The organism is Mycolicibacter senuensis (assembly GCF_003284925.1).
GTDB lineage: Bacteria > Actinomycetota > Actinomycetes > Mycobacteriales > Mycobacteriaceae > Mycobacterium > Mycobacterium algericum_A.
On sequence record NZ_QMEX01000033.1, the window covers coordinates 24,252 to 35,621 of the forward strand.

The 11,370-nt window shown below is 69.1% G+C and carries 11 protein-coding genes, 1 tRNA gene and 1 pseudogene; 10 read left to right on the plus strand and 3 right to left on the minus strand.

Annotation, left to right across the window (positions count from 1 at the left end):
• Positions 1–55: 55 nt before the first annotated feature.
• Positions 56–1,366, minus strand: coding sequence for an adenylate/guanylate cyclase domain-containing protein (locus DQP56_RS10525; protein WP_234825602.1), 1,311 nt, complete (start codon positions 1,364–1,366; stop codon positions 56–58).
• 67 nt (positions 1,367–1,433) lie between these two features.
• On the opposite strand from DQP56_RS10525, the gene DQP56_RS10530 reads away from it, so the two are divergent.
• Positions 1,434–1,760 (plus strand): YnfA family protein, encoded by a 327-nt coding sequence (locus tag DQP56_RS10530; RefSeq protein ID WP_112685162.1) that lies wholly within the window; start codon positions 1,434–1,436, stop codon positions 1,758–1,760.
• Between the two features lie 14 nt (positions 1,761–1,774).
• Here the strand turns inward: DQP56_RS10530 and DQP56_RS10535 are convergent.
• A tRNA-Leu gene (locus DQP56_RS10535) sits at positions 1,775–1,851 on the minus strand.
• A gap of 80 nt (positions 1,852–1,931) precedes the next feature.
• On the opposite strand from DQP56_RS10535, the gene DQP56_RS10540 reads away from it, so the two are divergent.
• From DQP56_RS10540 to DQP56_RS10580, 9 genes are all read left to right on the plus strand, one after another.
• Entirely contained in the window at positions 1,932–2,555 is a 624-nt protein-coding gene (locus DQP56_RS10540; RefSeq protein ID WP_112685164.1) for a two-component system response regulator PdtaR, read from the plus strand.
• 37 nt (positions 2,556–2,592) lie between these two features.
• Positions 2,593–3,951: a Pup--protein ligase gene (gene pafA / locus DQP56_RS10545; RefSeq protein ID WP_112685166.1), complete on the plus strand. Its 1,359-nt coding sequence runs from the start codon at positions 2,593–2,595 to the stop codon at positions 3,949–3,951.
• A gap of 49 nt (positions 3,952–4,000) precedes the next feature.
• On the plus strand, positions 4,001–4,996 hold the full coding sequence (locus DQP56_RS10550) for a helix-turn-helix transcriptional regulator (RefSeq protein ID WP_112685168.1): 996 nt from the start codon (positions 4,001–4,003) through the stop codon (positions 4,994–4,996).
• Positions 4,993–5,943 carry a helix-turn-helix transcriptional regulator gene (locus DQP56_RS10555; protein WP_112685171.1) on the plus strand — a complete coding sequence of 317 codons (951 nt, stop codon included), beginning with the start codon at positions 4,993–4,995 and terminating at the stop codon, positions 5,941–5,943. The genes DQP56_RS10550 and DQP56_RS10555 overlap by 4 nt, the downstream gene beginning before the upstream one ends.
• Positions 5,940–6,173 (plus strand): DUF2510 domain-containing protein, encoded by a 234-nt coding sequence (locus DQP56_RS10560; RefSeq protein ID WP_112685173.1) that lies wholly within the window; start codon positions 5,940–5,942, stop codon positions 6,171–6,173. Before DQP56_RS10555 ends, DQP56_RS10560 begins: the two co-directional genes overlap by 4 nt.
• A 39-nt stretch (positions 6,174–6,212) precedes the next feature.
• The gene (gene tatA / locus DQP56_RS10565) at positions 6,213–6,443 is read left to right on the plus strand and encodes a Sec-independent protein translocase subunit TatA (RefSeq protein WP_112685175.1); all 231 of its coding nucleotides are present in this window, start codon (positions 6,213–6,215) and stop codon (positions 6,441–6,443) included.
• Between the two features lie 110 nt (positions 6,444–6,553).
• A complete protein-coding gene (gene tatC / locus DQP56_RS10570; RefSeq protein WP_234825603.1) occupies positions 6,554–7,390 on the plus strand; it encodes a twin-arginine translocase subunit TatC in 837 nt (278 codons plus the stop codon).
• Between the two features lie 84 nt (positions 7,391–7,474).
• On the plus strand, positions 7,475–10,234 hold the full coding sequence (locus DQP56_RS10575; protein ID WP_112685179.1) for a DEAD/DEAH box helicase: 2,760 nt from the start codon (positions 7,475–7,477) through the stop codon (positions 10,232–10,234).
• A gap of 73 nt (positions 10,235–10,307) precedes the next feature.
• Positions 10,308–11,027 carry a DUF4333 domain-containing protein gene (locus tag DQP56_RS10580; RefSeq protein WP_112685181.1) on the plus strand — a complete coding sequence of 240 codons (720 nt, stop codon included), beginning with the start codon at positions 10,308–10,310 and terminating at the stop codon, positions 11,025–11,027.
• 181 nt (positions 11,028–11,208) lie between these two features.
• Here DQP56_RS10580 and DQP56_RS10585 read toward each other — a convergent pair.
• A pseudogene (locus DQP56_RS10585) lies at positions 11,209–11,370 on the minus strand (flap endonuclease); the annotation flags it as partial.

An 11,370-nucleotide genomic window follows, 5' to 3' on the forward strand; every position in this document is an offset into this window, starting at 1 on the left:
GCGTTGTGGGACAACCCTGGTCCGGCACCCTACCGAAGCCGGGCGAGTCACCCGGTCAGCGCGCGGGGGCGACCGACAGCGACCGGCTCGCCGGGCCGGGGGAGGAGGATGGGCGCGCACCGACCAGGAACCAGGTGTGCACCACACCCTTGCCCTTGACCTCGACGTCACCGCGATCCTCGAAGACGAAGTCGCTGCTCAAGCGCTGCTGGACATCGTGCGGAACCTGGATACGGTCCGGTACGCCGGTCGACTCCATCCGGGAGGCGAGGTTCACCGCGTCGCCCCACACGTCATAGAAGAACCGGCGATTGCCGACCACGCCGGCAACCACCGGGCCGGCGGCCAGACCGATGCGCAGCGATACCGGCCGGCCCAGCGGATCGCGCAGTTGCGCGATGGTCTCGGCGATGTCGAGGGCCAGCTGCGCCAGCGCGTGCAGATGGTCCGGTCGCGGGTCAGGGACGCCGCTGACCACCATGTATGAATCGCCGCTGGTCTTGATCTTCTCCAGCCCGTGCCGCTCGACGAGCCGATCCAGTCCGGTGTAGAGCTCGTTGAGGAATTCGACCAGCTGCCCCGGATCGGTCTGACTGGCCCGCCGGGTGAAGTCGGCGATATCGGCGAACAGCACCGAGGCATCGGGGTAGCTGTCGGCGATGACGTCGACCGCCGGGTTCTTCAACCGGTCGGCGACGGCCGCCGGCAGGATATTGGCCAGCAGCGATTCCGAACGCTCGTACTCGGCCTCCATCGCCGCTTCGGCGCGGGAGATCTCGCGCAGCGCGAACCAGACCGTCGCCACCACCATGAAGCACGCCGAGACCACCACCAACACGAACGACAGGTCGCGGAGCCAGCCCGGCTGGTCCAGTTTGTAGGTGGGAATCGTGAATTGCAGGATGATCGTCAACGCGGCGCCGACGCCTGCTACGACGGCGGCCAGCTTGATCCGGTCCACGCCCAGAATGAGCACACTGATCGACGCCGCGGCCAGGAAGTAGAACTGGATGCCCGACCCGGTGCCGACCACCCAACACACCACGAACGTCGTCAGGTAGGCGATACCCACGAACGTCAGCGGTGCGACGAGCTCGCCGTAGCGGTAGAGCAGCGGGGTGAAGACGAAGGCGACGGCGGCGACCAGATTCAGCGCACCGATCCACCAGTAGCTGGGGGCGGCCCAGATCTCCAGTACCCCGAAGCCCGCGCTGATGACGGCGGCCAGTACCGCGGAGACCTTCAGGATCCGCAGTTGCTGCGACAGCCGCGCCGCGTAGTGGCGGGTGCGCGCCGGCATGCAGTGCCAGGGCCGGTCGGGAGGCTGGGACTCCGCCGACACCGCGAGGAACCGCTTGACGGTCACCTTCGACAGCCTAATCCCGTGAACTGGGCAGTTGGCGGTTTCACCTGGGCGGCTAGGGTCAACATCCATGGTGCTGCGTTCGGTTGCGCTGTTCGTGCTGGCCGCCATCGCGGAGATCGGCGGCGCCTGGCTGGTGTGGCAGGGGGTACGTGAGCACCGCGGTCTGCTGTGGGCCGGGGCCGGTGTGATCGCCCTGGGCTTGTACGGCTTTGTGGCGACGTTGCAGCCCGACGCTCATTTCGGCCGGATCCTGGCCGCCTACGGCGGGGTGTTCGTGGCGGGCTCACTGGCCTGGGGCATGGCCTTCGACGGCTTCCGGCCCGACCGCGCCGATGTGCTCGGCGCGCTGATCTGCCTGATCGGGGTGGCCGTGATCATGTACGCACCCCGCTGAGCGGCGGCGATCTGTGGTGCCCTCGGTGAGATTCGAACTCACACTGTACGGGTTTTGAATCCGTTTCCTCTGCCAGTTGGGATACGAGGGCCCAGCGCCTGCGCGCGGGTCTCCACGATAGACGATGCCCCGAAGGGTTGCCGCCGCCGGCAGGCGCGACAGAATGGGGTGATGACTGCGTCGACATCCGAGGGCGCCCCGCGCCCTGCCCGCCGGGTCCTGATCGCCGAGGACGAAGCGCTGATCCGGCTCGACCTCGCCGAAATGCTGCGGGAAGAGGGCTACGAGGTGGTCGGCGAGGCCGGCGACGGCCAGGAGGCCGTCGAACTGGCGGAGCTGCTGCGCCCCGATCTGGTGATCATCGACGTCAAGATGCCGCGCCGCGACGGCATCGACGCGGCCTCCGAGATCGCCGGCAAACGCATCGCGCCGATCGTCATGCTCACCGCGTTCAGCCAGCGTGACCTGGTGGAACGGGCGCGTGACGCCGGGGCGATGGCTTATCTGGTCAAACCGTTCTCGGCCGGGGATCTGGTACCCGCCATCGAGCTGGCGCTCAGCCGCTCGGAGGAGATCACCGCGCTGGAACGCGAAGTCAGCAGCCTGTCGGAGCAACTCGAGACCCGCAAGCTCATCGAGCGCGCCAAGGGACTGCTGCAGTCCAAGCAGGGCCTGAGCGAGCCGGACGCGTTCCGGTGGATTCAGCGGGCGGCGATGGACAAGCGCACCACGATGCGCCAGGTGGCCGAGGTCGTGCTGGAAACCCTCGACACGGCGGCGAACCCCCCGGCCTGACCACCGTTGCCCTGGTTCAACCAGTAGTCTCGATGACGTGCAGCGCAGAATCATGGGCATCGAGACCGAGTTCGGTGTCACCTGCACCTTCCACGGCCACCGGCGACTGTCACCCGACGAGGTGGCGCGCTATCTGTTCCGCCGGGTGGTGTCCTGGGGCCGCAGTTCGAATGTGTTCCTGCGCAACGGCGCCCGGTTATACCTGGATGTCGGCAGTCATCCGGAGTACGCCACCGCCGAATGCGACAACCTGGTGCAGCTGGTCACCCACGACCGGGCCGGCGAGCGGGTGCTCGAAGACCTGCTGATCGATGCCGAGCAGCGGCTGGTCGATGAGGGGATCGGCGGCGACATCTATCTGTTCAAGAACAACACCGACTCGGCGGGCAACTCCTACGGCTGCCACGAGAACTACCTGATCGTCCGCGCCGGGGAGTTCTCCCGGATCTCCGACGTGCTGCTGCCGTTCCTGGTGACCCGCCAGCTGATCTGCGGCGCCGGCAAGGTGCTGCAGACCCCCAAAGCCGCCGCCTTCTGCCTGTCGCAGCGCGCCGAGCACATCTGGGAGGGCGTGTCGAGCGCCACGACCCGATCGCGTCCCATCATCAACACCCGCGACGAGCCGCACGCCGACGCCGAGAAGTACCGCCGGCTGCACGTCATCGTCGGGGACTCCAACATGTCCGAGACCTCCACCCTGCTCAAGGTGGGCAGCGCGGCACTGGTGCTGGAGATGATCGAGGCGGGGGTGCCGTTCCGCGACTTCTCGCTGGATAACCCGATCCGGGCCATCCGCGAGGTCAGCCACGACGTCACCGGCCGGCGGCCGGTACGACTGGCGGGCGGACGGCAGGCCGGTGCGCTGGACATCCAGCGCGAGTACTACGGGCGGGCCGTGGACTACGTACAGACGCGGGCCAGCAATCCGCAACTGGAGCAGGTCATCGACCTGTGGGGCCGTCAGCTCGACGCCGTCGAAACCCAGGACTTCGCCAAGGTGGACACCGAGATCGACTGGGTGATCAAGCGAAAACTGTTCCAGCGCTACCAGGATCGGTACGACATGGAGCTGTCGGACCCCAAGATCGCCCAGCTGGATCTGGCCTACCACGACATCAAACGCGGCCGCGGCGTGTTCGATCTGCTGCAGCGCAAGGGGCTGGCCGCCCGGGTCACCACCGACGAGGAGGTCGACGAGGCCGTCGACACCCCGCCGCAGACCACCCGCGCCAAGCTGCGCGGCGAATTCATCAGTGCCGCACAGGCCGCCGGCCGAGACTTCACCGTCGACTGGGTGCACCTCAAGCTCAACGATCAAGCCCAGCGCACCGTGCTGTGTAAAGACCCGTTCCGGTCGGTCGACGAGCGGGTCAAGCGGCTGATCGCCAGCATGTAGCACCCACTTCCGACCGACTCGCCCGATGCCACCGCCTATCCTCCATGGCATGGCGACTGCCAAAGTCGAACGACTACTGAATCTGGTCATTGCACTGCTGTCCACGCGCGGTTATCTCACCGCGGACAAGATCCGCGCCACCGTGATCGGCTACGGTGACAGCCCCAGCGACGAGGCGTTCTCGCGGATGTTCGAGCGGGACAAGAACGAGCTGCGTGATCTGGGCATTCCGCTGGAAACCGGGAAGGCGTCGGTGTTCGACACGGTAGACGGCTACCGCATCAACCCCGATGCCTACGCGCTGCCCGCCATCGAGCTCACCAGTGAGGAGGCCGCCGCGGTCGCCGTGGCGGTCCAGCTGTGGCAGTCGCCGCAGCTGCGGGCCAACGCCCAGGGGGCGGTGGCCAAACTGCACGCCGCCGGCGTCGAGGTGGACCCGGCGCGCGCCGACGTACTGGTGGCGCCCCCGGCGGCGCTGCCGGGCATCCACCGAGCTGAGCCGGCGCTGGGCGCCCTGATGGACGCCGTCCAGGCGGGGCAGGCCGTGCAGTTCGGCCATCGCCCGTCGCCGGTCGATGCGTACGTCACCCGCACCGTCGAGCCGTGGGGGGTGGTGACCCACGGCGGCCGCTGGTATCTGGTCGGCCATGACCGGGATCGTGATGCGGTGCGCACCTTCCGGATGTCACGGATCGCCGACGAGGTCACACCGATCGGGTCGCCAGGTTCGGTCACCCGCCCCGACGGCGTCGACCTGCGCGCGATCGTCGCCGAGGCCGTCGGCGAAGCGCCGAGCGGGCTGCAGGCCCGGATCTGGGTCGCCGACGGCCGGGCGGTGGCACTGCGCCGGGCCGGCACCGTGCTGGGCCGGCAGGCCCTCGCCGGCCGCGACGGCGACATCGTCGGCGTCGACATCGGCACCCACGACCGGCTGGCCCGCGATATCGCCGGGCACGGGGCCGACGCCGTCGTGCTGGATCCGCCGTCACTGCGCGACGACGTGGTGGCCCGGCTGACCGCCAGCGCCCGGGGGGTGCTCGCGTGAGCCAACTTTCCAAGCGGCTGGTCCGGCTGCTGAACATGGTGCCGTATCTGCAGGCGCGGCCCGGCATCACCAAGAAGCAGGCCGCCGCCGAGCTCGGGGTGAGCCTGGCGCAGCTGCAGGCCGACCTGCATCAGCTGGTGATGTGCGGCATGCCCGGCTACGGGCCCGGCGAGCTGATCGACGTGACGTTCTACGACGACCGGCTCGATGTGCACGAGACCGCCGGGGTGGATCGGCCATTGCGTCTGACGTCGCCGGAGGCCACCGCCATGCTGATGGCGCTGCGGGCGTTGGTCGACATGCCCGGCATCGTCGACCCCCGAGCGGCCCGCAGCGCGATCGCCAAGATCGAGAACGCCGCCGGCGAGGCCGCCCACCGCGCAACCGACATCCCGGACGAAGACGACCCGGTCGCCGCGGTCGTCCGTGACGGCGTACACCGCCGCCGCGCGATCAGCATCGACTACTACGCCGCCTCGCGGGACACGTCGTCGCGCCGGGTCGTCGACCCCATCCGGGTGGTGCTGATCGCCAACCACAGCTACCTGGAGGCATGGTGCCGCGAGTCCGCCGGGGTGCGGTTGTTCCGCTTCGACCGGATCGACGACGCCGAGTTGCTCGACGAGCCCTCGGCGCCGCCGGAACCGGCACGCCAGGCCGAGACCGACACCTCGCTGTTCGACGCCGACCCGTCGCTGCCGGTCGCCACCGTTCGGGTCGCGCCGGTGGCGGCCTGGATGTTCGAGTACTACCCGATGCGACTGGTCGGTGAGTCGGCCGACGGCTGGCGGGAAGCGGAGATGACCTACGCCTCCGACGAATGGTTGACGCGGCTGCTGCTGGGCATGGGTGACGAGGTGCAGATCGTGGCGCCCGAGTCGGTGGTCGACGGGGTGCGCGAGGCCGCGGCCGCCGCGCTGGCGGCCTACCGGGATGTACGCGCATGACCGCCTTCAGCGCCGGAATGCTGATGGCCGATATCGCCTTCCTGGTCGTGGTGATAGGCGTGGTGGCCGGCATCGTTTTCCTGGTCAAGGCCAAGTCGAGGTCGGCGAGGCAATCAGCGGTGCCCCCGGCTTGGTATCCGGATCCCGCCGACCCCGAACTGCTCCGCTACTTCGACGGTCAGAGCTGGACGGGGGCCACCCGTCCGCGGCGTGCGCCGCCGGGGTCCTGAGCTGCGGTAGCATCGATACGACGTCTGGAGGTAAGCAAAGTGAACGCTTTAGGACCGTCGCACCTGGCGATCCTCGCCGTCGCCGTGATCATCTTGTTCGGCGCCAAGCGCCTGCCCGACGCGGCGCGCTCGCTCGGTAAGTCGATGCGCATCTTCAAATCCGAGGTCCGCGAGCTGCAGAACGAGGCCAAGCCGGATTCGACCGCCAACTCGACCACCGTCTCCTCCGAGCGGGTCGATCCGCCGGCGGCCGGCGGTTCCTCGGTGTAGCCCGGCATCGCCGTCGCGGCATCCGCGTCTGATCTACTGTGCCCACGCTCGGAGCTCTGCGGCGGCTGGACCCGCGACTGCGTCGCAGCCGCACCAATCCCGACGGGACGATGTCGCTCGTCGATCACCTGCGTGAGCTGCGGACCCGGCTGCTGATCTCGCTTGCCGCGATCGTGGTCACCACGATCATCGGCTTCGTCTGGTACGGCCGGCCGTTGTTCGGGCTGGAGAGTCTCGGTGAGTGGCTGCGCCACCCGTACTGCGAGCTGCCGGCATCCTCGCGCGCCGCGATCGCGCCCGACGGGCAGTGCCGACTGCTGGCCACCGCGCCCTTCGACCAGTTCATGCTGCGGCTCAAGGTGGGGCTGGCCGCCGGAGTCGTACTGGCCTGTCCGGTCTGGTTCTACCAGTTGTGGGCGTTCATCACGCCGGGGCTGTACCGCAAGGAGCGGCGCTTCGCGGTGGTGTTCGTCGTGTCGGCGGCGGTGCTGTTCGTCACCGGCGCCATCCTGGCCTATCTGGTGCTCTCCAAGGCGCTGGGTTTTCTGCTGACCGTGGGCAGCGATGTGCAGGTGACCGCGCTGTCCGGCGACCGCTATTTCGGCTTCCTGCTCAACCTGCTGGTGGTGTTCGGCATCAGCTTCGAGTTCCCGCTGCTGATCGTCATGCTCAACCAGGTCGGGGTACTGAGCTACGCCCGGTTGAAGGAGTGGCGGCGCGGGCTGATCTTCGCGATGTTCGTGTTCGCGGCTTTCTTCACCCCCGGGTCCGACCCGTTCTCGATGATCGTGCTCGGCTGCACGTTGAGCCTGCTGCAGGAGTTCGCCATCCAGATCGCCCGGTTGCACGACAAGCGCAAGGCCCGGCGGGAGGCCACCACGCAGCTACCCGACGACGAAGCCTCGCCGCTCGAGGCGCCGGCGCCCGTGACAGCCCCGCATGAGTAGCCCCCCGATCGCGCGAGCGGGCGTGTTTGCTCAGCGACACGCCGGTTTGGCCGTACAACTGTGCACGCTCACCGGGCCGCCGGCATGACCGAGCTCGAGCGGTTCACCGCCGGCCTGCCGTTCGGACTCGACGACTTCCAGCGCCGCGCGTGCCTGGCGCTGGCGGACGGTCGGGGAGTGCTGGTCTGCGCACCGACCGGCGCGGGCAAGACCGTGGTCGGCGAGTTCGCGGTGCACCTGGCGCTGGCAGCCGGCGGAAAGTGCTTCTACACCACCCCGATCAAGGCACTGAGCAACCAGAAGCACACCGACCTGGTGGCCCGCTACGGCAAGGACCGGGTCGGTTTGTTGACCGGCGATCTGTCGGTCAACGCCAGCGCGCCGGTGGTGGTGATGACCACCGAGGTGTTGCGCAACATGCTCTACGCGAATTCGCGCGCGCTGCAAGGCCTTTCCCATGTGGTGATGGACGAGGTGCACTTTCTGGCCGACCGGATGCGGGGCGCGGTCTGGGAGGAGGTAATCCTGCACCTGGCCGATGAAGTGCGGTTGGTCAGCCTCTCGGCGACGGTCAGCAACGCCGAGGAGTTCGGCGGCTGGATCCAGACGGTGCGCGGGGACACCGCCGTCGTCGTCGACGAGCACCGCCCGGTGCCGCTGTGGCAGCACATGATGGTGGGCAAGCGGCTTTTCGACCTGTTCGAGTCTCGACCCGACACCGACGGTAAGGGATCCGCGGGCCGGCCTCGCGTCAACCCACAACTGTTGCGGCACATTGCACATCGTCGCGAAGCCGACCGGCTCACCGACTGGTCGCCACGGCGCAATGGCGGCCGGGGCGGCCCGGGGCGGCCGAGCTACCGCCCGCCGATGCGCCCGGACGTGATCGCGGTGCTGGATTCGGCCGGGCTGCTGCCGGCGATCACCTTCGTGTTCTCCCGGGTCGGCTGCGATGCCGCCGTCAAACAGTGCCTGCGTTCACCGCTGCGGCTGACCACCGAGTCCGAGCGCGCCCGTATCGCCGAAGTGATCGACCACCGGTGCGGCGACCTCGCCGACGACGACCTGGATGTACTGGGCTACTACGAATGGCGCGAGGGGCTGCTGCGCGGGCTGGCCGGCCACCACGCCGGGCTGCTGCCGGTGTTTCGCCACACCGTCGAAGAGCTGTTCACCGCCGGCCTGGTCAAGGCGGTGTTCGCCACCGAAACCCTGGCGCTGGGCATCAACATGCCGGCCCGCACCGTGGTGCTCGAACGGTTGGTCAAGTTCAACGGTGAACAACATGCCGCCCTGACACCGGGCGAATACACCCAGTTGACTGGCCGGGCCGGCCGGCGCGGCATCGACGTCGAGGGCCACGCGGTGGTGTTGTGGCATCCGGGGGAGAGCACCGCGGACCCCGAGCAGGTGGCCGGGCTGGCCTCCACCCGTACCTTCCCGTTGCGCAGTTCGTTCGCCCCGTCCTACAACATGACGATCAATCTGGTCCAGCAGATGGGCCCCGAGCAGGCCCACCGGCTGTTGGAGCAGTCGTTCGCCCAGTACCAGGCCGACCGGTCCGTCGTCGGCCTGGTGCGCGGCGTCGAACGCGGCGAACGGACCCTCGACGAGATCGCCGCCGAACTCGGCGGCCGCGACTCGCCGATGCTCGACTATGCCCGACTGCGGGCGAAGATCTCCGAACGGGAGCGAGCCCAGGCGCGCGCCTCACGGCTGCAACGGCGCCGGGCCGCCAGTGACGCCCTGGCCGCGCTGCGCAAAGGCGACATCATCACCCTCACTCACGGCCGCCGCGGCGGTCTGGCAGTGGTGTTGCAGGCCGACCGGGATTCGGACGAGCCGCGGCCACTGGTGCTCACCGAGCATCGCTGGGCGGGCCGGATCTCCTCGGCGGACTACTCCGGCGCCGAGGGGCCGATCGGCACCATGACCCTGCCCAAGCGGGTGGAGCACCGCCAGCCGCGGGTCCGCCGCGATCTGGCCTCGGCGTTGCGGTCGGCGGCAGAAGGTCTGGCGGTGCCGAAGCCGCGCGGCCGACGCGGCGGCGGGCGGCAGGAGGACCCGGTGGATCCGGAGCTGGCCGCGCTGCGGCAACGGATGCGCGACCATCCCAGCCACGGCGACGCCGACCGTGAGGACAAGGTGCGCACCGCCGAGCGCTACCTGCGCGTGGAGGCTGACAATGCGCAACTGCGCAAGAAGGTCGACGCGGCCACCAACTCGCTGGCCCGCACCTTCGACCGGATCGTCGGCCTGTTGGCCGAACGCGGCTTCATAACGACCGGTGACGGCGACCCGAAGGTGACCGCCGATGGCCGGATGCTGGCCCGGATCTACAGCGAGAGCGACCTTTTGGTCGCCGAATGCCTGCGTACCGGCGCGTGGGACGGGTTGGGGCCTGCCGAACTGGCCGCGGTGGTCTCCGCGGTGCTCTATGAGTCCCGCGGTGCGGACGGCCCGGACGGCCCTCCGACGCCGTACCCGCCCACCGAGCCGGTGCGCCGTGCGCTGCACCGGACCCGCAAGCTCTCAGCGACGCTGCGGGCCGACGAGAGCCGGCACCGCATCAGCCCCAGCCGCGAACCCGACGAGGGGTTCGTCGCCGCGGTGTACCGCTGGGCCCGCACCGGCGACCTGGCCTCGGCGTTGGACGCCTCGGAGGGATTGGCGGCCGGCTCCGCGGCGCCGTTGTCGGCGGGCGACTTCGTGCGCTGGTGCCGCCAGGTGCTCGACCTGCTGGATCAGCTGCGCAATGCGGCGCCCGGCGCCGAATTGCGGGCGACCGCAAAACAGGCGATCGACACGGTTTTACGCGGCGTCGTCGCCGTTGACGCCGGGTAGGCTGGTCCGCGCGCTACGGTGGAGAGCCGGCGGTGATCAGCAGCCGCTACGTGAGAGGACTTGAGGAACAACGATGAGCGGACCGCAGGGATACGACCCGACGCAGCCGTGGCAACCTCAGCAGCCCGGGCAGCCCGAAGAGCGGCCCGGCACCGGGCAGGGACCTGCAGCCGGCGCCGAGCAGCAGTGGCAGCCGCCGGCCTACACGCCGTCGCAGTACCCGCAGTCCTACCCGTCAGCACCGCAGTATCCCGGCTATCCGCAGCCGGAGCAGTACGGCCAGCCCGGGGGTTACGGCCAACCCACCCAGTACGGCCAGCCCGGCCAATACGGCCAGCCCGGCCAGTACGGCCAGCCCGGCCAGTACGGCCAGCCCGGCCAGTACGGCCAGCCGGGCCAGTACGGTCAGTACCCGCAGCAGCCGGGCCAGTTCGGTCAGCCCGGCTCCGGTGGCAAACGCCCGACGGCGCTGGTGGGCACCGTGCTCGCCGCGTGCCTGGGCATCGCCGCACTGGTGGTACTGGTGCTGGGCTTCTGGAAGCCCGGGTTTTTCGTGACCACCAAACTCGATATCGACAAGGCGCAGCAGGGTGTGCAGCAGATCCTGGCCGACCAGACCAACGGCTACGGCGCCAAGAACGTCAAGGACGTGCGCTGCAACAACGGTCAGAGCCCGGTGGTCAAACAAGGCGACACGTTCAACTGCGAGGTCAGTATCGACGGCACCAAACGCCAGGTGACCGTCACCTTCCAGGACAACTCCGGCACCTACGAGGTCGGTCGGCCCAAGTAGTCCCGGCGGTTTAACGAGCCTCGACGCAGGAGAGGCGAAGCTGGGACCGCCGCATGAGCACGGCGGTTTAACGAGCCTCGACGCAGGAGAGGCGAAGCTGGGACCGCCGCATGAGCACGGCGGTTTAGCGAGCCTCGACGCAGGAGAGGCGAAGCTGGGACCGCCGCATTAACCCGACGGTTTAGTCGGGCAGCGTGTCCAGGGCCCGCTGCAGCCGGGCGATCGAAGACCCGACACCGAGTCGGTCCGCCAGCTCGGCGACCCGGGCCGGGTCGGCAGCCACCCGCGGCAGGGTGTCCGACGGCGTCGACAGCGTGACCGGCGCGTCGGTGGCCACCCGCAC